General features: G+C 64.8%; 26 protein-coding genes. 11 read left to right on the forward strand and 15 right to left on the reverse strand.

Translation table 11 applies throughout. The features are described 5' to 3' along the window. Nucleotides 1-17 precede the first annotated feature (17 nt). Both AB1A62_RS11980 and AB1A62_RS11985 read right to left on the reverse strand, forming a co-directional pair. Nucleotides 18-359: a sarcosine oxidase subunit delta gene (locus tag AB1A62_RS11980; protein ID WP_366661707.1), complete on the reverse strand. Its 342-nt coding sequence runs from the start codon at nucleotides 357-359 to the stop codon at nucleotides 18-20. Nucleotides 360-392: 33 nt separating this feature from the next. Continuing rightward, entirely contained in the window at nucleotides 393-1,637 is a 1,245-nt protein-coding gene (locus AB1A62_RS11985) for a sarcosine oxidase subunit beta family protein (RefSeq protein WP_174144566.1), read from the reverse strand. Nucleotides 1,638-1,825: 188 nt separating this feature from the next. Here AB1A62_RS11985 and ccmI point away from each other — a divergent pair, with 188 nt between their 5' ends. The 3 genes from ccmI to AB1A62_RS12000 are packed head-to-tail and all read left to right on the forward strand — an operon-like array spanning nucleotide 1,826 to nucleotide 3,772. Further along, nucleotides 1,826-3,064: a c-type cytochrome biogenesis protein CcmI gene (ccmI, locus tag AB1A62_RS11990; RefSeq protein ID WP_366661708.1), complete on the forward strand. Its 1,239-nt coding sequence runs from the start codon at nucleotides 1,826-1,828 to the stop codon at nucleotides 3,062-3,064. After that, a complete protein-coding gene (gene ruvX / locus AB1A62_RS11995) occupies nucleotides 3,061-3,534 on the forward strand; it encodes a Holliday junction resolvase RuvX (protein WP_366661709.1) in 474 nt (157 codons plus the stop codon). Before ccmI ends, ruvX begins: the two co-directional genes overlap by 4 nt. Nucleotides 3,535-3,538: 4 nt before the next feature. Then, nucleotides 3,539-3,772, forward strand: coding sequence for a DUF1289 domain-containing protein (locus tag AB1A62_RS12000; protein WP_366661710.1), 234 nt, complete (start codon nucleotides 3,539-3,541; stop codon nucleotides 3,770-3,772). A 15-nt stretch (nucleotides 3,773-3,787) separates the two neighbouring features. Here the strand turns inward: AB1A62_RS12000 and AB1A62_RS12005 are convergent, their stop codons facing one another. The 7 genes from AB1A62_RS12005 to AB1A62_RS12035 all read right to left on the reverse strand — a co-directional run bounded on the left by AB1A62_RS12005 (nucleotide 3,788) and on the right by AB1A62_RS12035 (nucleotide 10,980). Beyond that, nucleotides 3,788-4,516 carry an STAS/SEC14 domain-containing protein gene (locus AB1A62_RS12005; protein ID WP_366661711.1) on the reverse strand — a complete coding sequence of 243 codons (729 nt, stop codon included), beginning with the start codon at nucleotides 4,514-4,516 and terminating at the stop codon, nucleotides 3,788-3,790. 299 nt (nucleotides 4,517-4,815) lie between these two features. Beyond that, nucleotides 4,816-5,613, reverse strand: coding sequence for a hypothetical protein (locus AB1A62_RS12010; RefSeq protein ID WP_366661712.1), 798 nt, complete (start codon nucleotides 5,611-5,613; stop codon nucleotides 4,816-4,818). Between the two features lie 9 nt (nucleotides 5,614-5,622). Continuing rightward, the gene (locus AB1A62_RS12015; protein WP_366661713.1) at nucleotides 5,623-6,477 is read right to left on the reverse strand and encodes a sulfite exporter TauE/SafE family protein; all 855 of its coding nucleotides are present in this window, start codon (nucleotides 6,475-6,477) and stop codon (nucleotides 5,623-5,625) included. 86 nt (nucleotides 6,478-6,563) lie between these two features. Further along, a complete protein-coding gene (dusA, locus tag AB1A62_RS12020) occupies nucleotides 6,564-7,565 on the reverse strand; it encodes a tRNA dihydrouridine(20/20a) synthase DusA (RefSeq protein WP_366661714.1) in 1,002 nt (333 codons plus the stop codon). Nucleotides 7,566-7,821: 256 nt separating this feature from the next. Then, a complete protein-coding gene (locus AB1A62_RS12025) occupies nucleotides 7,822-9,225 on the reverse strand; it encodes a TRAP transporter large permease (RefSeq protein WP_366661715.1) in 1,404 nt (467 codons plus the stop codon). Between the two features lie 5 nt (nucleotides 9,226-9,230). Next, the gene (locus AB1A62_RS12030) at nucleotides 9,231-9,881 is read right to left on the reverse strand and encodes a TRAP transporter small permease (protein WP_366661716.1); all 651 of its coding nucleotides are present in this window, start codon (nucleotides 9,879-9,881) and stop codon (nucleotides 9,231-9,233) included. 82 nt (nucleotides 9,882-9,963) lie between these two features. Then, complete coding sequence (locus AB1A62_RS12035) at nucleotides 9,964-10,980, reverse strand: C4-dicarboxylate TRAP transporter substrate-binding protein (RefSeq protein ID WP_366661717.1); 1,017 nt, start codon at nucleotides 10,978-10,980, stop codon at nucleotides 9,964-9,966. A gap of 492 nt (nucleotides 10,981-11,472) precedes the next feature. Here AB1A62_RS12035 and acs point away from each other — a divergent pair, with 492 nt between their 5' ends. The 8 genes from acs to AB1A62_RS12075 all read left to right on the forward strand — a co-directional run bounded on the left by acs (nucleotide 11,473) and on the right by AB1A62_RS12075 (nucleotide 20,906). Then, nucleotides 11,473-13,434, forward strand: a complete 1,962-nt coding sequence (gene acs, locus AB1A62_RS12040; RefSeq protein WP_366661718.1) for an acetate--CoA ligase — start codon at nucleotides 11,473-11,475, stop codon at nucleotides 13,432-13,434. Between the two features lie 7 nt (nucleotides 13,435-13,441). Beyond that, nucleotides 13,442-14,125 (forward strand): adenylate kinase, encoded by a 684-nt coding sequence (locus AB1A62_RS12045; RefSeq protein WP_366661719.1) that lies wholly within the window; start codon nucleotides 13,442-13,444, stop codon nucleotides 14,123-14,125. Nucleotides 14,126-14,314: 189 nt separating this feature from the next. Further along, complete coding sequence (locus tag AB1A62_RS12050; protein WP_366661720.1) at nucleotides 14,315-14,599, forward strand: DUF4212 domain-containing protein; 285 nt, start codon at nucleotides 14,315-14,317, stop codon at nucleotides 14,597-14,599. Nucleotide 14,600: 1 nt separating this feature from the next. Further along, entirely contained in the window at nucleotides 14,601-16,385 is a 1,785-nt protein-coding gene (locus AB1A62_RS12055) for a sodium:solute symporter family protein (RefSeq protein WP_366661721.1), read from the forward strand. Between the two features lie 106 nt (nucleotides 16,386-16,491). Further along, nucleotides 16,492-18,315, forward strand: a complete 1,824-nt coding sequence (locus tag AB1A62_RS12060; RefSeq protein WP_366661722.1) for a DUF294 nucleotidyltransferase-like domain-containing protein — start codon at nucleotides 16,492-16,494, stop codon at nucleotides 18,313-18,315. An 85-nt stretch (nucleotides 18,316-18,400) separates the two neighbouring features. After that, nucleotides 18,401-18,919 (forward strand): hypothetical protein, encoded by a 519-nt coding sequence (locus AB1A62_RS12065; protein WP_366661723.1) that lies wholly within the window; start codon nucleotides 18,401-18,403, stop codon nucleotides 18,917-18,919. A gap of 2 nt (nucleotides 18,920-18,921) precedes the next feature. After that, entirely contained in the window at nucleotides 18,922-20,331 is a 1,410-nt protein-coding gene (locus AB1A62_RS12070; protein WP_366661724.1) for a 3'-5' exonuclease, read from the forward strand. Nucleotides 20,332-20,405: 74 nt separating this feature from the next. Then, the gene (locus tag AB1A62_RS12075; protein ID WP_366661725.1) at nucleotides 20,406-20,906 is read left to right on the forward strand and encodes a flavin reductase family protein; all 501 of its coding nucleotides are present in this window, start codon (nucleotides 20,406-20,408) and stop codon (nucleotides 20,904-20,906) included. Here the strand turns inward: AB1A62_RS12075 and AB1A62_RS12080 are convergent. The 6 genes from AB1A62_RS12080 to AB1A62_RS12105 all read right to left on the reverse strand — a co-directional run bounded on the left by AB1A62_RS12080 (nucleotide 20,866) and on the right by AB1A62_RS12105 (nucleotide 26,118). Then, entirely contained in the window at nucleotides 20,866-21,744 is an 879-nt protein-coding gene (locus AB1A62_RS12080) for a 4Fe-4S binding protein (protein WP_366661784.1), read from the reverse strand. The genes AB1A62_RS12075 and AB1A62_RS12080 overlap by 41 nt on opposite strands. Before the next feature lie 293 nt (nucleotides 21,745-22,037). Next, nucleotides 22,038-23,024: an ABC transporter substrate-binding protein gene (locus tag AB1A62_RS12085; protein ID WP_366661726.1), complete on the reverse strand. Its 987-nt coding sequence runs from the start codon at nucleotides 23,022-23,024 to the stop codon at nucleotides 22,038-22,040. 148 nt (nucleotides 23,025-23,172) lie between these two features. Beyond that, a complete protein-coding gene (locus tag AB1A62_RS12090; RefSeq protein ID WP_366661727.1) occupies nucleotides 23,173-24,018 on the reverse strand; it encodes an ABC transporter permease in 846 nt (281 codons plus the stop codon). Continuing rightward, on the reverse strand, nucleotides 24,015-24,932 hold the full coding sequence (locus AB1A62_RS12095; RefSeq protein ID WP_366661728.1) for an ABC transporter permease: 918 nt from the start codon (nucleotides 24,930-24,932) through the stop codon (nucleotides 24,015-24,017). Before AB1A62_RS12095 ends, AB1A62_RS12090 begins: the two co-directional genes overlap by 4 nt. Then, entirely contained in the window at nucleotides 24,929-25,186 is a 258-nt protein-coding gene (locus AB1A62_RS12100) for a hypothetical protein (RefSeq protein WP_366661729.1), read from the reverse strand. Before AB1A62_RS12100 ends, AB1A62_RS12095 begins: the two co-directional genes overlap by 4 nt. Nucleotides 25,187-25,278: 92 nt before the next feature. Beyond that, nucleotides 25,279-26,118 (reverse strand): ABC transporter ATP-binding protein, encoded by an 840-nt coding sequence (locus tag AB1A62_RS12105; RefSeq protein WP_366661730.1) that lies wholly within the window; start codon nucleotides 26,116-26,118, stop codon nucleotides 25,279-25,281. Nucleotides 26,119-26,121 lie beyond the last annotated feature (3 nt).

Genomic DNA, 26,121 nt, shown 5'->3' on the forward strand with positions numbered 1-26,121 from the left:
TTCAGTCAGGCGGAGGTTCATTTCTTCCCGTCCGCAAATTCGCGCCAGGTCCAGCCCGGGCGTTTGGCAGCGATCTTGTCCTTGATCTCCTGCGGCGGCTCGCTGGTCTGGGCGGTGTAGGTGCCAAAGACCTCCAGCGTCATGGTGCAGCGGGCGGCGTGGAACCACTTGCCGCAGCCGTTGGCATGGCGCCAGCGTTCGAAGTGAACGCCTTTGGGGTTTTCGCGCATGAACAGGTAGTCATGGAACTCATCATCCGAGGAGCCGGGGCCATAGCGCTTCAGATGCGCTTCGCCGCCCGCGGCCAGTTCGGTTTCTTCGGCTTTGACGCCGCAATAGGGGCATTCAAGGATCAGCATTGTGCTTGCTCCACAGTATTGAATTTTGCGGCGTTAGTGCGCCACACCGGCGGCGACGCTCTCGTCGATGAACTTGCCTTCTTTGAAGCGGTTGATCGAGAACTCCTCGGTCAGCGGCGAGTGGCCGGTGGCCATCAGCTCTGCCATCGCCCAGCCCGAACCCGGGATGGATTTAAAGCCGCCGGTGCCCCAGCCGCAGTTGATGAAGCAGTTCTGAACCGGGGTCTTGGAGATGATCGGCGAACGGTCGCCGGTCACATCCACGATGCCGCCCCACTGGCGCAGCATCTTCAGGCGGCTGACCATCGGGAAGGTTTCGACCAGGGCGCGGACGGTTTCCTCGATATGGTGGAAGGAGCCGCGCTGGGTGTAGTTGTTGAACCCGTCGGTGCCGCCGCCAATGACCATCTCGCCCTTGTCGGACTGGGACATGTAGCCGTGCACGGTGTTGGCCATCACAACCACGTCCATGCAGGGTTTGATCGGCTCGGACACCATCGCCTGCAGGGCAACGGATTCCATCGGCAGACGGAAGCCCGCCATTTCCGACAGCACCGAGGCGTTGCCCGCAACGATCATGCCGATCTTGTCGCAGTCGATCGGGCCTTTGGTGGTGTCGACACCCACGGTGCGGCCGTTCTCGGTGCGCACGCCGGTGACTTCGCACTTCTGGATGATGTCCATGCCCATGTCGGAGCACGCACGCGCATAGCCCCAGGCCACGGCGTCGTGACGGGCGGTGCCGCCGCGTTCCTGCCACAGGCCGCCCAGCACGGGGTAGCGGGGACCGTGCAGGTTGATGATCGGCACGATCTCCTTGACCCGCTCCGGGGTGATCCACTCGGTCTGCACACCCTGCTGCTGGTTGGCATGCGCGGTGCGCTTGTAGCCGCGGATCTCATGCTCGGTCTGGGCCAGCATGATCACGCCGCGCGGGCTGAACATCACGTTGTAGTTCAGGTCCTGCGACATGGTCTCATACAGGCTGCGCGCCTTTTCATAGATCGCAGCCGAGGGATCCTGCAGGTAGTTCGAGCGGATGATGGTGGTGTTCCGGCCCGTATTGCCGCCACCCAGCCAGCCTTTCTCGATAATTGCGACATTGGTAATGCCGAAGTTCTTACCCAGGTAGTAGGCAGTGGCAAGGCCATGCCCGCCCGCACCCACGATGACGACATCGTAGTGGCGTTTGGGTTCCGGCGAGCGCCAGGCGCGCTCCCATCCGGTGTGATAGCGCAGGGCTTCCCGTGCGACAGCAAAGACTGAATAGCGTTTCATGAGCGAATCCGATGGTTCGTGTCTGATAGCGGGTATGCCCGAAACGCATGGCTGACCAGTGCCGTTTATCGCCCTGTTTCTGCGTTATTGCGACATATCGAAATGACGCATTGCAGCATCCCGCGGCAGTTTGGCCCTTTTGTTCGGCCCGCCCCGCATATAGATGAAAACCAAACTACGGAGACGGCATGGTTTTCTGGACAGTCACCGCCTTAATCGCCTTTGCGGCAGCGCTGCTGCTGGCAATGATCATCATCCGCGCCCGCGAGCAAGGCGAACCTGCCGCGGCCTACGACCTGCGCGTCTACCGCCAGCAATTGCGCGAAGTCGACAAGGATCTGGCCCGCGGAGTGATCAATCAGGCCGACTCCGAGCGCATCCGCACCGAAATCTCGCGCCGCATCCTGGCCGCTGATACGCAGCTGCAAAAGCGCAAGTCCGGCCCCGCCCAGCCCCGCGCCCTGTCGCTGGGATTCGCCATCGCCACCGCGCTGCTGATCACCGGCGGCACCCTGGGCCTTTACTGGCAGCTGGGCGCGCCGGGCTATGGTGATCTGGGCCTGCAGGACCGTATCCGGATGGCCGGTGAGCGCGCCGAAAACCGCCCCTCGCAGGCAGAGGCCGAGGCCGAGGTTCCGGCAATCGGGAACCCGCAGGTGGAAGAAGGCTACGTCAAACTGGTCGAACAGCTGCGCAAGACCGCAGGCGAGCGCGAAGACGACCCCCAGGGCCAGGCCCTGCTGGCCCAGCACGAGGCCAACCTCGGCAACTTCAAAGCCGCCTATGAGGCCAAGACCAACTACATCCGGCTGGCCGGGGGCCAAGTGAACGCCCGCGACTTCACCGAACTGGCCGAATTGAAGATCATGGCGGCCGGTGGTTATGTCTCCCCCGAGGCGCAGACCGACCTCCAAAAAGCCCGCGCGATCGATCCCAGCCACGGCCCTGCCCGCTATTACTGGGGCCTGATGCTGGGTCAGATCGGCCGCCCCGACCTCGCCTACCGCGAATGGGCCGCCACCCTGCGCGACGGCCCGGCGGACGCACCCTGGGTCAAGGGCATTCAGGGCCAGATCGAGGAAATGGCCTTCCGCGCCGGTGTCGAATACCGCCCGATCACCCCTGGCGGCGGCGCCGCCCCCGCCCTGCCCGGCCCCAGCGCCGAGGAGATGTCCTCCGCCAGTGAACTGAGTGCAGAGGAGCAGCAAGAGATGATCCGCGGCATGGTCACCCGTCTGTCGGACCGTCTGGCGACCGAGGGCGGCAGCGCCGAGGAATGGGCCCGCCTGATCGGCGCCCTGTCGGTGCTGGGCGAAACCGAGCGCGCCCGAACAGTCTACGACGAGGCCAGCGGCGCCTTTGCCGGCAACACCGATGCACTGGAACTGCTGGACACCATCGCCGCCCAATCCGGAATTGCCGAATGATCCACGACGCCTTTGAAGATTTCGCCGCCGCCCTGCCGCCGATGAACGCGCTGATGGGGCTGGATCTGGGCACCAAGACCATCGGCGTCGCCGTCTCCGACCGCATCGGCGCGGTGGCGACACCGCTGGAAACAGTGAAGCGCAAAAAATTCTCGCTGGACGCCGCGCGCCTGCTGGAAATCATCCAGCAGCGCGACATCAGAGGCATCCTTTTGGGCCTGCCCCGCAACATGGACGGCACTGAGGGCCCCCGCTGCCAGTCCACCCGCGCCTTTGCACGCAATCTGGCGCAGCTCACCGATCTGCCGATCAGCTTCTGGGACGAGCGCCTGAGCACCGTAGCGGCAGAAAAAGCGCTTCTTGAAGCAGATACGACACGCAAACGCCGCGCAGAGGTTATCGATCACGTCGCGGCCTCCTATATCTTGCAAGGCGCATTGGACCGGATGCGGCATTTGAAGAACGGGTGAAGGCATGAGCGACGACGTTTGGAAACGGGACGAAATCCAGTCCCCCTGCATCAAGATCTGCGTCGTCCACCCCGAGGCCCGCATCTGCACCGGCTGCTACCGCTCCATCGACGAAATCCGCGACTGGTCGAAAATGACCAACGAGGAGCGCGCAGGCATCATGAACGACCTGCCCGCCCGCGCCAGCAAACTGGTCAAGCGCCGCGGCGGCCGCGGTGCGAGGCTGAACCGGGGCTGAAACCGCCCCTCCGTCTTAGTCCGCCGTCAGCCAGGCCTTTGCATTCTCAATCTCTTCACTTGGGAAGAACCGGCTTTCCGCGTTCAGGATCCGGGCCGCGACCCGTTGCGCCATGTGCTGCCAAGCCTTGTCACCGACCACGGCTGCGCGGTCCAGCAGCGGCACATGGGTCCGCGCCAGATTGAAATGCGCCGCCATGGCCGACAGGCCTTGCCAGCCGTCAAACTCCGTCAGGTCGATCAGGAGGCGGAACCCCTCCCGCTCCCGCAGCCTTGCGTCCAGATCGCCCCCTGCCCGCTGGTAGGCATCGGGGTCCACCTGCCCCATCAGCTTGATCTGAAGGCAAGGCCCGCCCAGATCGATGATGTGCACCGTGCCAAGGGACTCCCGCAGCCAGCGACGGGCCGCCTCCACCTGATCAAGGCCAAAGACTTGCACCGGGCACGGCAGCAGCGGCGCCGCCACGCGGATGGCTGTTTGCACCCAACCCTGATCCGCCGCCACAGCGCAGCGGTCAAAACCGCTCCAATGCCCCAATCCCAGCTTGGTATCGGCCCACACTGCGGACAGGTCATAGCCGTCAAAGCCCTGATCCAGGATTGCCAGCACCCTGATCCGGTCATGCTCCTTCAGCGCGGCCTCCACCGCGGGCACAAGCAGCTTTTCGTAATCTTCGCCTCGGATTTTTCCCGTCAGGCGCACCTCAATCAGAGAGCCGCCCATTTGAGTTTCGACTTGGATCATTTCAATCACCCCGCGCACTCATTGACGGCTGAATCTTAAACCCATTTGCTGACGCCGGCCACGGAAAGGACAGCAAGGCTGCCATGCGCCCGGCCATTCCATTCAACTTCTGTCGACCACGGCACGCTGCGGCAACCAAATGGACCCCAGGCGGACTGAATGCTAACCTATCACCTTATGGCTGCAGGCTACCTGCCTGGTCCGCATTCGCAAAAAACGGCATCAGATTGTGCACCATCTTCCTAGAAGCGTGGGCGCAAGCCTGCCTAAGGTAAAACTATAAAAAGCTGGCCACCTGTCTACCCTTCCGCCAGCCACCCCTTGGTCCAATCCGCCAGCTCCGGACGGAAATAGGCGATCATCCGGCCCTCTTCCGGCGCGGATGCTCCCTCGCCCCAGGGCGCAACTCCATGCAGGCACAGCCGGTGCATCAGATAGGACTCGCCGGGCTTTGCAGGCACCATGATCCGCGGACAGGTCTCGAACACCTCGGCGCGGGCGGCGGTATAGGCATCCGTCACATCCACATCCGCCCAGTCGGCCTGCGGCACTCCCTCAAACACCGCAGCAAAGGCGCGGCGCATGATGCGGTGGCTGCCCTCCCAGATCACCAGCGGCGAGGCATCCGGGCTGCTCTCATTCAGCGGAATGCCCAGCACCCAGGCATGCGGCTCCTCCACCTTGCGGCGGCGGTGCTCGCCGTACATCTTGACCCCGTCCACATGCGCCGCGTCGCGTTTTACACGGTAGCGGAAGGCGGCCTCGCCCTCGCCCGGGCGCGGGCGCGGATAGCCGGGAAAGACCGAGGACACCTGCGCCCGGTGCAGGTCCGGAATGGACCCGAGGTGCTGCGTGATGAAATCGACAGGCGCGCCGGCCAGAGGCGGCCCGTCCGGCAAACGCCCTGCGGCATCATTGGGCAAGGCATCAACACCAATGAACCAGGTCCGCTCGCATTGGAACCACTCGGCGCAGGCCGGATCGTCCAGCGAACGGATGCCGTGGCGCAACGCATCCGCCGCCCAGGCGGCCACCTGCGGGTCATGGGCAAAGCGCACCCAGCCCCTGTCCTGAAACTGTTCGATCTGTTCCAGCATGACGTCCTCTTAGTATCCAAAGGCCTTGCGCAGCATGTTCAGCGCCACCAGCACCAGAAACGCCCCGAACACCCGTTTCAGCGGTTTCGGGTCCATCGCATGGGCCAGCTTCACTCCCCAGGGCGCGGTGATCAGCGTCATCGCAATCACGATGAAAAACGCCACCAGATTGACTGCGCCAATGGTGAAAGGCGGCCGCGCCGACGGATCCACCTCCAGCAACAGAAAGCCGGCTACCGAGGGCACCGCGATGATCACGCCAAAACCCGCAGCGGTTGCCACCGCCCGGTGCACCGCGACTCCGTGCAGGGTCATCAGCGGCACCCCGAAGCTGCCGCCGCCGATCCCCATCAGCACCGACAGGAACCCGACCGCAGGCGACAGCGCCATCCGCTTGGCGCCCTTGGGCATGGCTTCTGCCAGCCGCCACTCGGACCGGCCCAGCCCCAGGTAGCAGCCAATGACCAGTGCCAGCCCGCCAAACACCCCCTGAAGCACGGTGGAGCGCAGGGCGGAGGCCGCCAGCACGCCGACAATGGCGCCAAGGGCAATGCCAATGCCCCAGCTACGCAGGATCTCCCAGTCCACCGCGCCCTTCTTGTTGTGGCTCATGACAGAGCGCACCGAGGTCACGATGATCGTCGCCAAAGAGGTCGCCAGGCAGATCTGCATCAGCTGATCGCCGCCATAGCCCAGCGTCTGGAAGGCATAGAAGAAGGCCGGCACCAGCACGATGCCGCCGCCAACCCCCAGAAGGCCGGCCAGCACACCTGCAAAGGCTCCGATCACCACCAGAAGCCCCGCCATCTGCATCAGCAGCGCAGGCTCCGCCAGCAGGGCAGCGGTCACGGCAGGATCGGTCATGCGGGGCACCTCGGGCTTTGGTTCACCGGCAAAGGGTTAGCGGCGGTTCCCCGCCTGCACAAGGCACTAGCGTGTGAGGCGCCGCGTCACGCCGCCGCGCGGCTCTCCACCTGCGCCAGCGCATCCAGCACCAGCTCCGGCCCGGCGCCGGCCCGGCAGGCGCCCTCGGACAGCATCCGCCGCCACTGCCGCGCACCCGGCTTGCCCGCAAACATCCCCAGCATGTGGCGGGTGATCTGGTTGAGCTTGGCGCCTTCGCTCAGCCGCGCCTCGATATAGGGCAGCATCTGCCGCACCGCCTCGCCCGCGTCACTCACCGCGCCGGTGCCGTAAATCTCAGGATCCGCCGCACAGAGCACATCGGCAGGCTGGTGATAGGCCGCGCGCCCCACCATCACCCCGTCCAGACCGCGCTCCAGATGCGCCTTGGCCTCACCCAGCGTGGCGATGCCGCCGTTGATCGAGACATGCATGTCCGGGAACGCCGCTTTCATCCGGTGCACCAGATCGTAGTCCAAGGGCGGAATGTCCCGGTTCTCCTTGGGCGACAGCCCCTGCAGCCAGGCCTTGCGCGCGTGGATCGTCACCCGCCGGCAGCCCGCGGCGCGGATCTTTCCCAGGAAATCCGGCAGCACTTCTTCCGGTTCCTGCTCATCCACTCCAATGCGGCATTTGACGGTAACCTCAACGTCCACAGCCTCGCGCATCGCTGCCACGCAGTCCGCGACCAGCTCCGGCGTCTGCATCAGCACCGCCCCGAAGGCTCCGGATTGCACCCGGTCGCTGGGGCAGCCGCAGTTGAGGTTGATCTCATCATAGCCGGCCTCCGCCCCCAGCCGCGCCGCTTCTGCCAGCTCCTCCGGGTCCGAGCCGCCCAGCTGCAGCGCCACCGGATGCTCTTGCGGATTGAACTCCAGCAAATGCAGCGCCCCGCCCCGCACCAGGGCAGGTGCGGTGACCATCTCGGTGTACAGCAGCGCCTCGCGGCTCAGCAGCCGGTGCAGATAGCGGCAGTGCCGGTCGGTCCAGTCCATCATCGGTGCGACGCTCAAACGCGCGGCCTGGTGCAGGGGGGCAAAATCTCTCATGCCGCGCCATATAGGCCCTGCGCCGCCCGCTGCCAAGCTGATCTGCTTCGGATCCGCCTTCGCGTGAGCACAGGCAGCCGGTGACAGGGGGCGGGATCAAGAAAAACCGCCGCGGGGCCCCGCCCGCAGGCGGGGATACGGCTGTTATGCTTGAGCCCGGCAGCTGGCACAGGCAGGCAGGGGGCATGTGAAGGCGGATCTGACGCAGGTATCTGCTTTGGTGAGCCCTGAGCTCCCTTCCCTGTCACGCCCTTCCCTACCCAGCCAAGGACGGCAGGTAGAGCACGATCCCCGGGAACGCCACCAGCAGGGCAATCGTCACCGCATCGGCGATGAAGAACGGGGTCACGCCTCGGAACACATCCTGCACGCTCAGATCCTCGCGCACGCCGGCCACCACGAAACAGTTCAACCCGATGGGCGGAGTGATCAGGCAGAACTCGGCCATTTTCACCACCAGGATGCCGAACCAGATCGCGCACATGGTGCCGCTCATGCCAAAGGCGCTGTCGGCGGCGGCCACGCTTTCACCGCCGTTCAGCGCCATAACCGCCGGATAGACCACCGGCAGGGTCAGCAGCAGCATGCCGATGGCGTCCATGAACATCCCCAGCACCGCATAGGCCAAGAGGATGCAGATCAGGATCAGCATCGGCGACATCTCCAGCGAGGTGATCCAATCTGAGAACGCCCCCGGCAGATCGGCAAAGCCGAGGAAGCGCACATAGATCAGGACGCCCCAGATGATGGTGAAAATCATGACCGTCAGCTTGGCGGTCTCCAAAAGCGCCGATTTCAGCTCCGTCCATTTCATCCCCTCCTTCAGCGCATAGAGAAACACGATGAAGGCCCCGATGGCGCCGCCCTCGGTCGGGGTGCCCCAGGCGTCGCCGCCAAAGGGGTTGTAGACAAAGCAGATGATGATCAGCACCACCAGAACGATCGGCAGCGCGCCGGGCAGCGCCGCAAACCGCTGGCCCCAGGTGAAGCCCTTGACCGGCGGGCCGACGGATTTGAAGATCACCGCGATGCCGACGATCAGCAGCCCGTAGACCACCGCCGAGAAGGCGCCCGGGATGAAACCCGCGAGCAGCAGCTTGCCCACATCCTGCTCAACGATGATCGCGTAAATGACCAGAATGGCGGAGGGCGGGATCAGCGAGGCCAGGGTGCCGCCGGCCGCGACCACCCCTGCGGCGAAGCGCTTGTCATAGCCGATCTCCAGCATCTCCGGGATGGCGATGCGGGCAAAGACAGCTGAGGTGGCCACGGAGGCGCCCGACACCGCGGCAAAACCCGCGGTGGCAAACACGGTGGAGACAGCCAGCCCGCCCGGCAGCCAGGCGATCCAGCGTTTGGCGGCCACAAAAAGCGCCCGTGTGAGCCCTGCATAATACGCGAGATATCCAATCAGGATGAAGGTGGGGATCAGGCTGAGCGCCTGGCTGGAGACCTTGGAATGCGGCACTTGGCCCGCGGTCTTGACCGCGATGGTCAGCGCCTTGCCGAACCGCCCCGGGTCATAGCCGAACTTGGCCCAGAAGATCCAGATGAGGCCCGCAAGACCCGCAAGCCCGGCCGCAAAGGCCACCCGCATCCCTAATACCACCATGGCCAGCAGGCCGCCCGTGACCCACAGGCCGATTTCAATCGGTTCCATCTGCCTTACCCCTGCCCGCTGCCATTTGTGTCATGGCCTTGCATCTGATCCGCTTCAGCCGCCGCCTGTTCTGCCGCGCTCTGGATCAGCGGCACCGCCACCGGCGCCTCCAGCCCCAGCACCAGCGCCCGCCCGTAGCCCCAGACCTGCAGCATCAGCCGCAGGGCCAGCACCGCAAAGGCAACCGGTGCCAGCAGCTTGGCGGGCCAGATCGGCAACCCGATGTCAATGGAGCTGTCGCGGCTCCACAGCGGCGCGGCAAAGTCGAAGGAGCGCAGGAAATGCGACCAGCTGCCCCAGACCAGCGCCAGGATCAGCAAGAGGATCAGCACTACCGAGACCAGCTCAAACAGCCACAGCGCCCGGCCCCTCAGCGCGCCGATGAAGATGTCCATGCGGATATGGCCGCCGCCGCGCTGCACATAGGCGATTCCCATGAAGGCGATCAGCGGCATGATCTGCTCGATCCAGTCGACATAGCCGGGCAGCGGCGCATTCATCGCATTGCGCCCGCCGACCGAGACCACCGCCAGGATCATCAGCGAGAACACCGCAATGCCGCTCAGCAGCGCCAGCAATTGCTCCGCCTTCAGCAATCCCCTGTCCAGCCTGCTGATCAGGCTGCCATCCTCCAGCACCGCCGCGCTGCCTGCCATGCCCTGCCCCCGTCATTTCCGTATCGCCAAAGACAGAAAGGGCCGGTGCAGTCCTGCCCGGCCCCTTCCAGTTCTACCAGCCTCAGCTGCCCGAGCGCACGTCGCTCAGGGTTTTCTGCACCAGGTCATAGAGCTCCTGCGCGGGCAATCCCTGGGCGCTCATGTCCTCGATCCACTTGGCGCGGATCGGGTCGGCGGCCACCTTGCGGAACTCGGCCAGCTGGTCGTCGGAGATCATCACCTTCTCGACGCCCTTCTCTTCCAGCACGCCGTCCCATTTGGTCAGCAGCGCGCCGTAGTTTTCCAGGTAATGGGCAATCGCCTCATCCACCGAGCTGTCCAGCGCCTCGCGCTCGGCATCGCTCAGGGCGTCATAGGCATCGGTGTTGACCACCACCGGGCAGTTCACGGTGCCGGGGTTCAGGTTGGCGGTCCACCAGTCGGCCTTGTTGATGGTGCCGAAGCTGAGATGCGCGTGCTGGGCAAAGGCAACAGTGTCGACAACGCCGGATTCCATCGCATTGTAGGCCTCGGTGGCGGTCACCGAGGTGGGCACCGCGCCCACGGCGGAGAACGCCTGGCCGATGCCGCCGGTGGCGCGCACCCGCATGTCCTTGAACTCGGCCAGCTCGTCGCGCGGCTCGCCGGTGCCGACGATATTGTACTGCGGCATCGGCGAAGTCATCAGCAGCTTGGCGTTCCAGCGCGCCAGATCCGCCTGCACCGCCGGATGGGCATAGACCGCATGGGACACTGCCACCTCCTCTTCCAGCGTGTTCACGCCCAGGAACGGCAGCTCCAGCACAGTAATGGTCGGGTTCTTGTCGCGGTGGTAGCCGGCGCAGAACTGCGCCATCTCAAAGGCGCCGATGGAGATGCCGTCGAGGTTTTCCTTGTTCTTCGACAGCCCGCCATAGCTGATGTTCAGGGTGAACTCGCCGCCGGTTTTCTCGGAAACCAGCTCCGCCAGTTTCTCCACATGTTCGGTAAAGGCCCGGCGCTTGCCCCACAGGGACACGTTCCACTCGGTGGCCGCGGCCTCCCCGGCGATGGCAAAACCCGCAGCAGCCGCCACGGCGGCAGTCAGAAATCTGTTCATGATGTAACTCTCCCGAATTGCGCCCTTGTGACTGCCGGCAAACGAAAAACCGGCCTGGACGCTTGTCAGTCAGGCTAGCGGCAGGGATGCGCCCTGCCAAGCCCCCCGGCTGCAAAGATGACGCAGCGACTCGCGCAGGGCGGCTGGTGCCTTCTCCGCCCCTGGGCACAATATGCCGCAGGCGGCTGGCCGCCCCGCCCTGCGGCAGGACGCCGCCCCCGGGCCAATATCAGGCCGGCAGGCGGCAATTGCGCCGCACTGGAATTTACAGAAAAGCCCTTGAAAACAAGTGCCGGTATGCGTCCGCATGCAAATTTATTTTCAAACCGCGCCGGAGTCTCGAAATTCGTTTACAGATAAATCCTTTGATACCGGCATTTTATTCACAAATTTTCAGACTGCGGTATTATCTGGTCTCAGGAGGAAACGGTTTGACAGCCACGGCACAGCGTTGTCGTTTGTCTTGCCAATGAAATTCTGGGAGGAAACCGAATGAACGCGCTGCACGCAGACGCTGTCTATCCGCCGTCCGACGAAACCGTTGCCCGGGCGCATGTGAATGCCGCCAAGTATCAGGAGATGTACGAGGCCTCGCTGTCCGATCCCGAAGGCTTCTGGGGCGAACAGGGCAAGCGCATCGACTGGATCAAGCCCTTCACCCAGGTGAAGGACGTGAACTACAACTTCGGCAATGTCTCGATCAACTGGTACGCCGACGGCACCCTGAACGTTTCCGCCAACTGCATCGACCGCCACCTGGACACCCGCGGCGACCAGACCGCAATCATCTGGGAGCCGGATGACCCGAACGAAGACGCGCAGCACATCACCTACAAGGAGTTGCACCGCCGCACCTGCCGGATGGCCAACATCCTGGAGTCGATGGGCGTTCGCAAGGGCGACCGGGTTGTCATCTATCTGCCGATGATCCCCGAAGCGGCCTATGCCATGCTGGCCTGCGCCCGCATCGGCGCCATTCACTCGATCGTGTTTGCCGGTTTCTCCCCCGACGCGCTGGCCGCCCGCATCAACGGCTGCGACGCCAAGGTCATCATCACCGCGGACGAGGCGCCGCGCGGCGGCCGCAAGACCCCGCTGAAGTCGAACGCCGACGCTGCCCTGCTGCACACCAAGGACACGGTGAAATGCCTGGTGGTCAAGCGCACCGGCGGCCAGACCACCTGGGTGGACGGGCGCGACTATGACTACAACGAGATGGCGCTGGAGGCGGACGACTACTGCAAGCCGACCGAGATGAACGCCGAGGATCCGCTGTTCATCCTCTACACCTCCGGCTCCACCGGTCAGCCCAAGGGCGTGGTTCACACTTCCGGCGGCTACCTGACCTATGCCGCGATGACCCATGAGGTCACCTTTGATTACCACGACGGCGACATCTACTGGTGCACCGCGGACGTGGGCTGGGTGACCGGCCACAGCTATATCGTCTATGGCCCGCTGGCCAATGGCGCCACCACCCTGATGTTCGAGGGCGTGCCGACCTACCCCGATGCCTCCCGTTTCTGGCAGGTCTGCGAAAAGCACAAGGTGAACCAGTTCTACACCGCCCCCACCGCGCTGCGCGCGCTGATGGGCCAGGGCGACAAATGGGTCGAGAGCTGCGACCTGAGCGCTCTCAAGGTGCTGGGCACCGTGGGTGAACCGATCAACCCGGAAGCCTGGGAGTGGTATCACAACGTGATCGGCAAAGGCACCGTGCCGATCGTCGACACCTGGTGGCAGACCGAGACCGGCGGCCACCTGATGACCCCGCTGCCGGGCGCGCACACGCTCAAACCCGGCGCCGCGATGAAGCCCTTCTTCGGCATCCAGCCGGTGGTTCTGGACCCGCAGTCCGGTGTCGAGATCGACGGCAACGGCGTCGAGGGCGTGCTGTGCATCAAGGACAGCTGGCCGGGCCAGATGCGCACCGTCTGGGGCGACCATGAGCGGTTCGAGAAGACCTATTTCTCCGACTACAAGGGCTACTACTTCACCGGCGACGGCTGCCGCCGCGACGAGGACGGCGACTACTGGATCACCGGCCGCGTCGACGACGTGATCAACGTCTCCGGCCACCGCATGGGCACCGCCGAGGTCGAAAGCGCGCTGGTGGCCCACGCTGCCGTGGCAGAGGCCGCCGTGGTCGGCTACCCGCATGAGATCAAGGGCCAGGGCATCTACTGCTATGTGACCCTTATGAACGACAGGGAGCCGTCGGATGATCTGCTGAAGGAGCTGCGCACCTGGGTCCGCACCGAGATCGGCCCGATTGCCTCCCCCGACGTGATCCAATGGGCGCCTGGCCTGCCGAAGACCCGCTCCGGCAAGATCATGCGCCGCATCCTGCGCAAGATCGCAGAGAACGACTTCGGCTCCCTGGGCGACACCTCGACACTCGCCGATCCGTCGGTGGTCGAGGACCTGATCGAAAACCGTGCCAACAAGGGGTGAATGAACAATGACGACGGACGTAATGACCCGCCCTGCCGTTCTGATCCTGCTTGGCCCGCCCGGCGCCGGCAAGGGCACTCAGGCACGGATGCTGGAAGAGAAATTCGGTTATGTGCAGCTCTCGACCGGCGACCTGCTGCGGGAGGCGGTTGCCGCCGGCACCCCCGCCGGTCTGGCCGCCAAGGCGGTGATGGAGGCAGGCCAGCTGGTCAGCGACGAGATCGTGATCAACATCCTGCGCGACCGTCTGGCAGAGCCGGACTGCGCCAAGGGCGTGATCCTCGACGGCTTTCCCCGCACCGCGGTGCAGGCCGAGGCGCTGGACGGTCTGCTGGCGGAAACAAACCAGAAGATCAACGCCGCGATCAGCCTCGAGGTGGACGACGCCGCGATGGTCGAGAGGATTTCCGGCCGCTACACCTGCGCAGGCTGCGGCGAGGGCTACCACGACAGCTTCAAGCAGCCCGCCGAGGCCGGCAAATGCGACAAATGCGGCGGCACCGAGATGAAGCGCCGCGCCGATGACAATGCGGAAACCGTTGCCAGCCGGCTGGAGGCCTATCACGCGCAGACCGCGCCGCTGATTGCCTACTACGGCGGCAAGGACGTTCTGAAGACCACAGATGCCATGGGCGGTATCGACGACATCGCCCAGGACATGGCGGCCATCGTGACCGAGGCCACCAGCTAACCAACAAGAAACGGGGCCTGCGCTGAACCCGCAGGACCCCGTCCCCCGGACATTGGAATACCCGAAGGCACCGCCTTGGCGGACCAGCGGAGTCATGCCTGCACGCCCGTGAACCCGGCGGCAGGCAAACAGAGGAGGTCTGCCCTGCGCTCCCGCACGGCAGGCATGGAGGAAGAAGGAGGAGCCGCCATGGCGGATCAAACCACAAACGCCGCAAAGGCCGCCGAAGCCGACAAGGGCTATTGGGCGGCCAACGTGCGCATCATTATCGTCAGCCTGATTATCTGGGCTGTTGTTTCATTCGGCTTCGGCATTCTGCTGCGCCCGATGCTCTCGGGCATTCAGGTCGGCGGCAGCGATCTGGGCTTCTGGTTTGCCCAGCAAGGCTCGATCCTGGTGTTCCTGGGGCTGATCTTTTTCTACGCGTTCCGGATGAACAAGCTGGACCGCGAATACGGCGTGGAGGAAGAATAAGATGGACCAGTTTACCATCAACCTGCTGTTTGTGGGCGCGTCCTTTGCGCTCTACATCGGCATCGCGATCTGGGCCCGCGCGGGTTCCACATCTGAATTCTATGCCGCGGGCCGGGGCGTTCACCCTGTCACCAACGGCATGGCCACCGCGGCCGACTGGATGTCGGCGGCCTCCTTCATCTCGATGGCGGGCCTCATTGCCTTCACCGGCTATGACAACTCCACTTTCCTGATGGGCTGGACCGGCGGCTACGTTCTGCTGGCACTGCTGCTGGCCCCCTACCTGCGCAAGTTCGGCAAGTACACCGTGTCCGAGTTCATCGGCGACCGGTTCTATTCCCCGACCGCGCGCGTGGTGGCTGTGATCTGCCTGATCGTCGCCTCGACCACCTATGTGATCGGCCAGATGACCGGCGTCGGCGTTGCCTTCGGCCGCTTCCTGGAGGTCTCCAACACTGCGGGCCTGCTGATCGGCGCCTGTGTGGTCTTCGCCTACGCCGTGTTCGGCGGCATGAAGGGCGTGACCTACACCCAGGTGGCCCAGTACTGCGTGCTGATCACCGCCTACACCATCCCGGCGATCTTCATCTCGCTGCAGCTGACCGGCAACCCGATCCCGGCCCTGGGCCTGTTCGGCGACCACGCCGCCTCCGGCGAGCCGCTGCTGGCCAAGCTGGACGCCATCGTGACCGAGCTGGGCTTTAAGGAGTACACTCTGCACCACGCCGACACCTTCAACATGGTGCTGTTCACCCTGTCGCTGATGATCGGCACCGCGGGCCTGCCCCACGTGATCATGCGCTTCTTCACCGTGCCGCGCGTGGCTGACGCCCGCTGGTCGGCCGGCTGGACCCTGGTGTTCATCGCGCTGCTGTACCTGACCGCTCCGGCTGTTGGCGCCATGGCCCGCCTGAACATCACCGAAATGATGTGGCCGAACGGCGGCATCGAAGGCGGTGCCGTGACCGTGCAGCAGATCGAAAACGATCCGAAGTACGACTGGATGGCCACTTGGCAGAAAACCGGCCTGCTGGCTTGGGAAGACAAGAACGGCGACGGTGCAATCCAGTACTACAACGACCAGTCCGAAGAGCTGCAGGCAACCGCTGCGGCAAACGGCTGGGCCGGCAATGAGCTGACCAAGTTCAACCGCGACATCCTGGTTCTGGCCAACCCGGAAATCGCCAACCTGCCCAGCTGGGTGATCGGTCTGGTGGCGGCTGGCGGCCTGGCGGCTGCATTGTCGACCGCTGCGGGCCTCTTGCTGGCGATCTCGTCCGCCGTGTCGCACGACCTGATCAAGGGCTCGATCAACCCGAACATCTCGGAAAAAGGCGAGCTGCTGTCTGCCCGTATCGCCATGGCCGTGGCCATCGGTGTGGCAACCTACCTGGGGCTGAACCCGCCGGGCTTTGCCGCGCAGACCGTGGCGCTGGCCTTCGGCCTGGCCGCTGCCTCGATCTTCCCGGCGCTGATGATGGGCATCTTCACCAAGGTGAACAACAAGGGCGCCGTGGCCGGCATGCTGGCAGGCCTGATCGTGACCCTGGTCTACATCTTCCTGCACAAGGGCTGGCTGTTCATCCCGGGCACCAACTCCTTCACCGATGCGGACCCGCTCTTGGGCACCATCAAATCCACCTCCTTCGGTGCGATTGGCGCAATGGTGAACTTCGCGGTGGCCTACTTCGTGTCGAAGTCGAGCGAGGCCATCCCGGCCGAGATCGAAGAGCTGGTGGAAAGCGTCCGCATCCCGCGCGGCGCAGGTGCCGCACAGGACCACTGACCTCCCCTGGGCGGGCTGCTCCCAGCGGCCCGCCTCTTCCCTCATGGTCCCGTCCGGTGTTTCACTGGCGGGGCCATTTTTTTCCTGATCCCATGCAGGTACAACCATGCCCCTATCTGACGCCGCCCTGCTCCGCTTCCTGTCCTCGGTTCACCCCTATGACAGCCTCGACCCGGCGCGGCTGCAGGATCTGGCGCCGAAGTTCCGCCAGATCCAGGCCGCCGCCGGCGACCCCGTCTATGCGCTGAACGAGGAGCTGCAGGGCCTCTACCTGGTCCACACCGGCGAGGTGGAAGTGACCGATGAGAACGGCATCCCCGTCTCCATCCTCGGCCCCCGCAATTCCTTTGGCGAGCGCGGGCTGACCCGCGGCGGCCGGGCGGTGACCTCCGCCCGGGCAACGGCAGAGACGCTCCTGCTGCTGCTGCCCAAGGCAGACTTCCACGCCCTGATGGCGAGCCAGCCGAAGGTGGCTAGGTTCTTCGACCGCCGCCGCCCCGGCAGCCGGAACTCCGGCAGCCTTGCGACCACCCGCGTGGCGACCATCATGGCCCGCGATCCGGTCACCTGCTCCAGCGGCCTCACCTGCCAAGGCGCGGCGCAGCTGATGCGGGACCGCCGGATTTCATCCATCTGCGTGACCGACGGGGACACTCTGCACGGCATTCTCACCACCCGCGACCTCACTGGCAAAATCCTCGCCGCGGGCAAACCCATCTCGACCCCGGTCAGCACGGTGATGACCCCGGATCCGCTGACCCTGGCCCCCTCCGCCATCGGCTCTGACGTTCTGCACATGATGATGGAGCACGGCATCGGCCACATCCCGGTGGTCGAGGCAGGCAAGCTCGCGGGCATCGTGACCCAGACCGACCTCACCCGGTTCCAGGCCGTCAGCTCGGGCGAGATGGTCTCTGCCATCGCCCGCGCCGGATCAGCCGAGGAGATGGCCAAGGTAACCGCCGAAATCCCCCGTCTGCTGGTGCAGCTGGTGGCAGGCGGCAACCGGCACGAGGTGGTCACCCGCCTGATCACCGACATCGCCGACACCGCAACCCGGCGCCTGCTGGCGCTGGCCGAGGAACACCTCGGCGCGCCGCCCGTTCCCTACTTGTGGCTCGCCTGCGGCTCGCAAGGGCGGCGCGAGCAGACCGGCGTCTCCGATCAGGACAACTGCCTGATCCTGTCCGATGATCTGGCCCCCGGAGATGAGCCCTATTTCGAGCAGCTCGCCAGGTTTGTCTGCGACGGGCTCAATACCTGCGGCTATGTCTATTGCCCCGGCGACATGATGGCCTCCAACCCGCGCTGGCGGCAGCCACTGCACGTCTGGCACGACTATTTCCGCGGCTGGATCGCCAAGCCCAGCCCCGAGGCGCAGATGCTGGCCTCGGTGATGTTCGACCTGCGCCCGATCGGCGGCGACGCCGTGCTGTTTGCGGACCTGCAGCAGGAAACCCTGAAGGCCGCCAGCGCCAACTCGATCTTCACAGCGCACATGACCGCCAACTCCCTGAAGCACGCGCCGCCGCTGGGCCTCTTGCGCGGGCTGGCCACCATCCGCTCGGGAGAACACCGCAACACGCTGGACATGAAGCACAACGGCGTTGTGCCAGTGGTGGACCTGGGCCGCATCTACGCATTGCAGGGCCAGTTGGCGGAGGTCAACACCCGCGCCCGGCTGGAGGCGGCGGAGGCGGCAGGCGTGCTCAGCCCCTCCGGCGCGCGCGACCTCATGGACGCCTACGACCTGATCGCCCAAACCCGGCTGGAGCATCAGGCGGCACAGATCCGCAGCGCCCAGGCGCCGGACAACTATCTGGCGCCCTCGGATCTGTCGGATTTTGAGAGAAGCCATCTGCGCGACGCCTTTGTTGTGGTAAAAACAATGCAATCGGCGGTTGGCCACGGTAAGGGAATGCTGAGCTGACGGCTGCGCCTGCGGAGAATGCGGGAGCCTGCGGCGCGAGTATTTTGAGAAAGATGAAAAGGCCGGAGGCCTGCGGGGAGAGCATATGTTTCTGGAACTGATTGCGGTGATTTTTGCGGGCATCGCCGCGGCCGGCGTGGTGATGCTGCTGAACCGGACGCTGAAGGGGCGGCTGCCGCGCTGGATGGCGCCGGTGGCGGCGGGCCTGGCGATGATCGGCGTCACCATCGCCTCGGAGTACGGCTGGTACAGCCGCACCAAAGCCGCCCTGCCCGAAGGCCTGATGGTGGCGGAAACCGTCGAAAACCGCAGCCTCTACCGCCCCTGGACCCAGGTTGTTCCTTACGTGGACCGTTTCGCCGCGGTTGATACCGCCACAATGAAAAGCCACCCGGCGCACCCGCAGGTTTTCCTGGCTGATCTCTACTTCTTCGGCCGCTGGGCGCCGGTCAGCAAACAGGCCGCGGTGCTGGACTGCGGCAAGTGGCAGCGGGCGCTGGCCGGAGGCACAGCCGCGTTTTCCGGCGACGGGCTGCCCAAGGGGCTGGACTGGGTGGCAGCGGCGGCCGATGATGCCATTCTGACCACTGCCTGCGGAGGATAGCCATGCACACACGCTTGTCACTGCGGCTGCGGATCTTCCTGTTCTTCTGCCTGCTGGCGCTTGGCGGCACCGCGGTCACTGCCGGCGCGCTCTGGGCCGGCTACAACCGCGCGGGCCAGCCCGAGCTGATGGATGCCTTCATCTTCTCCGGCCTGCTCAGCGCCTTCGCCATTCTTGGCCTCTGCGCCGCGGTCTGGCTGCTGTTCGACGAAAACGTCGCCAAGCCGATCGAGCGGCTGGCCGCCGGCATGCGCGCCCGCACGCATGCCGGTGTCAGCAAGGAGCTGGACACCCACGGCGCCCGCTACCTGGGCGATCTGGCCGCAGCCGCGGAAGGGCTGGCCGGAAAGCTGGGCGCCTCGGCGCTGGACGCGGCAGAGGCGATCGCCCGCGAGACGGAGCAGCTTGAGGCGGAGAAAACCCGGCTGGCGGCGCTGCTGACCGACATTCCGGTTGCCACCGTGATGGCCAGCCCCGCGCATCAGATCGTGCTTTATGACGGCCAGGCCGCCGCGGTGCTGGCGGAAGAAGCGCCGCCGCGGCTGAATGCGCCGCTGTCGGATTACCTGGACCTGACCGGGCTGGAGGCGGCCTACGGCCGTCTGGTGCGCAGCGGCAAGGAGGTTGAGGCGGAAGTCAAAAGCGCCAGCGGCAGCCAGGTGTTCGAACTGCGCCTGAAACCCCTTGGCGGCGCGCCGGGCTATATCATCTTGTTCGAGGGCGCCCATGCCGACCTCGCCCCGGAGGAAGACCGCCCGCTGGTCTATGACTTTGCGCTGCTGGAAACCGAACACGCAGAGCTGAACGGCCGCAAGCTCTCCAGCCTCAGCTATGTGGTGTTCGACACCGAGACCACCGGCCTGCTGCCGCACAAGGACGAGATCGTGCAGATTGGCGCCCTGCGGGTGGTGCGCGGGCGGATCATCGAAAGCGAAGCCTTTGAAACCCTGGTGAACCCGGGCCGCCCCATTCCGGCCGCCTCGACCAAGGTGCACGGCATCACCGATACCATGGTGCGGGGGCGTCCCGGCATTGCCAACGCCGCCCGCGACTTCCACCGCTTTGCCTCCGACGCAGTGATCGTGGCCCATAACGCCCCCTTCGACATGGCGTTTCTGCACCGCCACGCCAAACGCACCGGCGTCACCTGGGACCAGCCGGTGCTGGACACGGTGCTGCTGAGCGCGGTGCTGTTCGGCGCTTCCCAGAGCCACACGCTGGATGCGCTTTGCGACCGGCTGGATGTCACCATCCCGCCTGCCCTGCGCCACACCGCCATGGGGGATGCCCGCGCCACCGCGGAGGTGTTCTGCAGGATGCTGCCGATGCTGGAGGCCCGCGGGCTCACGACTTTCGGCGCGGTGCTGGAACAGACCCGCAAGCATGGCCGCCTCATTGAGGACATGAACTAGGGGCAGAACCGAGGCTAGACAATCGGGGCCATGCGTGGCAGGTCACGGCCCGGAACGAACAAAAGGCGCGCGAAATGGCCGACACCAGCTTTATTCCCGGGCCGGACACCGCCCGGGCCTACCGCGATGCGCTCGGCTGCTTTGGCACCGGGGTGACCGTTGTCACCACCCGGACAGAACGCGGCCCGCTGGCCATTACCGTCAACAGTTTCACCTCGGTCTCGCTGGACCCGCCCTTGATGCTGTGGTGCCCGGCCAAAGCCTCGCTGCGCCACGACGCCTTTGTCGCGGCCGACAATTTCGCGATTCATGTGATGGCAGAGGACCAGCTGGGCCTTTCCAAGCATTTTGCCGCCTTCGGCGAGGATTTCAGCGCCGCGGCCTGGCAGCCCAACGAACTGGGCGCGCCGGCGCTGGAGGGGGTGATTGCCCGTTTCGACTGCCGCCGCTATGCCGCCCATCCTGCGGGCGACCACACCATCGTCATCGGAGAGGTGGCGCGTGTCACCACCCGACCGGGCAAGGGGCTGATCTTCAAGCGCGGCCAGTATGGCGGCTTTCTGGAACAGGGCTGACCGCCGCCTCCGCAAAGGGCAAGCCGTCTTCGGGGGCAGGATGCGGCCCGGCCGGCGCCTCGTCCCCGGCAATCCCGACGGCGGACGGGCCGGCCATGTGCCCGTCTTCCCCGGACAGCTGATGCGGCAGCACCGCATAGGCGGTCAGATCCATGCCGGGCGTCATGCTCAGCGCCCGCTGCGGGCAAACCGAAACGCACAGCCCGCACTGCGTGCATAGCGACTCCACAAAGGTCAGCGCGCCGCCGTTCTCAGTCAGGCTCAGCGCGTCCGAGGGACAGACCCAGACACAGCTGCTGCAGTTGTTGCACAGGGCCTCATCCAGGCTGACAGCCCCGTAAGGCGCCTGTTCCGGCAGGGCGGCATGGCCGGTGCTGGCAGGCAGCAGCGCCGCCGCACTGGCCCGCGCGGTGTCCCGCCGGCTGCCCACCGCCAGCACCTCCGGCGCAACCGCGGGAAACGGCAGCAGCCGCGCCGCCAGACGCCGGTCCACCCCGGCGGCACCGTTGAACAGCAGGATCCGGCCCAAGCCCCCCAAGGCCCGCACCAGGTCCACTTCCAGCCGCTGCGCCTCCTGCCCCTGCGGCGCGGTGCAGGCCTGCAGGTAGACAACGTCGAAACCGCAGGCCAGCGCATGCAGCAGGTCGGCATGGGTGATCTTGTCCAGGCGGCAGACCGCTGCCGGAACCACATCGCTGTGCGCAGTGCAGGACTCTGCCAGCCCCGGCGGCTCGAGCTCATACAGCACCAGGATCTGCGCCCGGCCCGTTTCCAGCTTGCGCCCGTGCGCGGCCTGGCACAGCGCCATCAGCGGCAGGGCACTGCTCCTGCTGGCCACATCCAGCAAGGCGGACCGCCCCTTGACCGCATACCTGGACCGGCATTCGGCGGCCTCCGGCTGAGCGCAAAGGCACAGATGCTGCGGTGCGCAGCCAACAGGCCCTTGCCGTTCAGAGATATGTCCACACACCTCTCCCATAAAGGAAGGTTAACACAAAACTATACAACCTTAGGGAGTTTTTCTCCGCACAGCCTTTTTGTTGCAATTTTAACAGAACCGCAGGCATGCCACGCAAAACCCCGCCGGACCGGATCCGGCGGGGCTGCAAGCCTTTCGGCAGGCGCGTTGCCTTACTTCAGCGCCGCATCGGTGATGGCATGGGTCCAGGCGCCTTCCGGCTGCTTGGTGATCACCGGGTCAGAGCCGCCGCCCATCAGGGTCGACACGGTGCGCTGGTAATCCGCTTCGTCCAGCGCGCCGTTGCTGCCTGCGGTCAGCTTGGCAATCTCGCCCATCATCCGCTTCTGGTGGGTCTCGGTCTGTGCGCCGGAGGCATCGTTGTCCAGCACGATCTCTGCCGCCTCATCCGGGTTCTCCTCGGCGTATTTCCAGCCTTTCATCGACGCCCGAACAAAGCGCTGCATCTTGTCCGCGAAAGCCTCGTCGCCCAAGTTTTCCTCAAGCACGTACAGGCCGTCCTCCAGCGTCGCCACGCCCTGGTCCTCATACTTGAAGGTAACCAGCTCATCCGGGCTGACACCGGCGTCGATAACCTGCCAGTATTCATTGTAGGTCATGGTCGAAATGCAGTCCGCCTGGCGCTGCAGCAGCGGATCGACATTGAAGCCCTGCTTCAGCACCTCGACACCGTTTTCGTCCTTGCCATCGGTGTCGATGCCCAGCTGGCTCATCCAGCTCATGAAGGGGAACTCATTGCCGAAGAACCAGACTCCCAGGGTGCGGTTTTTCAGGTCTTCCGGGCTTTCGATGCCGGCATCCTTCCAGCAGGTCAGCATCATGCCGGAGGATTTGAACGGCTGGGCGATATTGACCAGTGGCAGGCCCTTTTCGCGCGCTGCCAGCGCCGCGGGCATCCATTCCACCGTCACGTCAGCGCCGCCGCCGGCAATCACCTGGGTCGGCGCAATGTCGGGGCCGCCCGGCAGGATGGTGACGTTCAGGTCCTCTTCCTCGTAGAACCCCTTGTCCAGCGCCACGTAGTAGCCTGCGAACTGCGCCTGGGTCACCCATTTCAGCTGCAGCGTCACGTCATCCGCCGCCTGCGCCGCCCCCGAGGTGCCCAGTGCCAGCGCTGCCGCCGTCATCAGATGTTTCATGTCTCGTTCTCCCTATTGATTATGGTGTGAAGCTTGCCCGGGTTTGACCATTCGTTCAAAGTTTTTTCTTTATAAGGCCGGCCTTTGTCGACACCCCGCGCAAGATTTCCGCAAAAACCGCCCCGCAATCAGCGGGACGGTTCAACTTTCAGCCCCGCTGTGACGGGTGCCAGAAGGTAAAGCTCTTCTCGATCAGCGCCACCAGCCCGTAAAAGGCCGATCCCGCCAGCGCCGCCACCACGATTTCCGCCCAGACCATATCCAGCGCCAGCTGGCCGACACTGGTGGAAATGCGGAAGCCCATGCCAACGGTGGGCGAGCCGAAAAACTCCGCGACGATTGCGCCAATGAGCGCCAGGGTGGTGGAGATCTTGAGACCGTTGAACACAAACGGCAGCGCCGCCGGCAGCCGCAGCTTGAAGAAGCTCTGCCAGTAGGTCGCCGCATAGGTCTGCATAAGATCCCGCTGCATGGCCGAGGTCTCGCGCAGGCCTGCCACAGTGTTCACCAGCATCGGGAAGAACACCATGACCACAACCACCGCGGCCTTCGAGTGCCAGTCGAACCCGAACCACATCACCAGGATCGGCGCGGTGCCGACAATCGGCAGCGCCGCGACGAAGTTCCCGACCGGCAGCAGCCCGCGGCGCAGGAAATCGCTGCGGTCCACCAGGATCGCGGTTAGGAACGCCGCGCCGCAGCCGATCACATAGCCGCCAAGCGCGCCTTTCAGGATGGTCTGGGCAAAATCCTCCCACAGGATCGGCAGGCTGGAGGCAAAGCGCGCCGCAATCACCGACGGCGCCGGCAGGATCACCAGCGAGACGGCCAGCCCCCTGACCAGCAGCTCCCAGACCACCAGCACGGTAATGCCGAAGATGGCCGGCACCAGCAGCTGCACCGCGCGGGTTTTCGAGGCCGGGCTGTTTGCCAGCCGGCTGTTCAGCCACCAGCCCAAACACCAGACAAGGATTGCAAGGATCACCAGTATCATGCCCGCACCCCCATCCGGTTCAGCACCAGTTTCTCAACCAGCCCCAACAGCGCCACCAGCGCCGCCGCCAGAATCGCCGCGGCAAACAGCGCCGACCAGATCTGCACGGTCTGCCCGTAATAGCTGCCCGCCAGCAGCCGCGCGCCAAGGCCCGCAACCGCCCCGGTCGGCAGTTCACCCACGATGGCGCCGACCAGCGAGGCGGCAATGCCGATCTTCAGCGACGCAAACAGGTAGGGCATCGAGGACGGCAGCCGCAGCTTCCAGAAACCCTGGTTCGTATTGGCATTATAGGTCTTCAAAAGATCCAGCTGCATCGCATCCGGCGCACGCAGTCCTTTCACCATGCCGACAACCACCGGGAAGAAGCTGAGGTAGGCCGAGATCACCGCCTTGGGGATGATCCCCTGCACCCCGATGGAATAGAGCACCACGATGATCATCGGCGCCAGCGCGATAATCGGGATGGTCTGGCTGACAATCGCCCAGGGCATCACCGACATGTCCATCACCCGGCTATGCACAATCCCCACCGCCAGCAGAATGCCCAGCCCGGTGCCGATGGCAAAGCCCAGCAAAGTGGCGCTCAGCGTCACCTGCCCGTGATAGATCAGGCTGCGCTTGGAGGTGATCTTCTTCTCCACCGTGGTCTCCCACAGCTCCACCGCCACCTGATGCGGCGCGGGCAGACGCGGGCGATCCTGCACCCAGGTGTCGCCGATGGCAAATGTGTTCTGCGCCACCAGACTGAACTCGCTCATGTCCCGGCGTGCCTTGGGTGTGGCCGGGGTAACTTCGGCCCCCGCCCGTTCGGCCGCGTCCAGGACACCCTTGATGTTCATCGGCACGCAGGCTGCGTACCAAAGGGCAATGATGGCGGCGAGGACGGTGAGGACGGCAAGGAGGCTTTTCATGGCTGCGCCTCCTTTCTCAATTCCTTCAGTGTCTTAAAGAACTTATGTGCGAAAATAGCTGTCAGTAACCCGAATACGACCGAACGGACGACTTCGCCGCTCGTGTAATTCGACACTGTCACTAACCCGCCCATAGCCATACCTAGAAACCGGAAACCCAAGATCCAGATCTTTCTTTGACGCGCCCGCTTGGTTTCCTCTCCCGCCCAAGCCTCAGGTTCACCCCCCGTCGCATTTTGATTTTTCTCATCCATCTGCAACTGCCCCCCCTATCCGGCAGCTGCCCGATGCACAGGGGGTGCACAGGCAGTGCACGGATGCCGCCCCCTGGTTTTGCAAGCCGAGATCAGTCATCGCCATGCCCCGCCCTGAGGCCTTCGCGCACCCGGTGGGCGATCTCGATGAACTCCGGACTGTCGCGGATATCCAGCGGCCGCTCCTTGGGGAGCGTGCTGTCGATCACATCATGGATCCGGCCCGGCCGCGGCGACATCACCACGATCTTGGTCGACAGATACACCGCCTCGGGGATCGAGTGGGTGACAAAGCCGATGGTCTTGTTGGTCCGCGCCCACAGCTTCAAGAGCTGCTCATTCAGATGGTCGCGCACGATCTCATCCAGCGCCCCGAAAGGCTCGTCCATCAGCAGAATGTCGGCATCAAACGCCAGCGCCCGCGCGATACTGGCCCGCTGCTGCATACCTCCCGACAGCTGCCAGGGGAACTTGCCGCCAAAGCCCGACAATTCAACAAGTTCCAGGACTTGATTGACGCGCTTTTCCTGCTCCGCCTTGGAGTATCCCATGATCTCCAGCGGCAGCTTGATGTTCTTGGAGATGGTGCGCCAGGGGTACAGCCCCGCCGCCTGGAACACATAGCCGTAGGCGCGGTTGCGCCGCGCCTCATCCGGGGTCATGCCGTTGACGCTCAGGCTGCCGCCGGTTGGTGTTTCCAGCGCCGCGATACAGCGCAGAAAGGTGGTCTTGCCGCAGCCCGACGGGCCGATGAAGGAGACAAAATCGCCCTTGTTGATCTCCAGGCTCACATCCTTCAGCGCGTGCACCGGGCCATCGTTGGTCTGGAAGGTCAGGTCCAGGTTCCTGGCCTCGATCACGCAATCTGCGGGGGCTGGTGCGGAAGCGGCGGCCTCGGGTCGGATTGCCTGGGTGGTCGGTTCCATATTCATATC

It is taken from the genome of Leisingera sp. JC11 (genome assembly GCF_040704725.1).
Lineage (GTDB): Bacteria > Pseudomonadota > Alphaproteobacteria > Rhodobacterales > Rhodobacteraceae > Leisingera.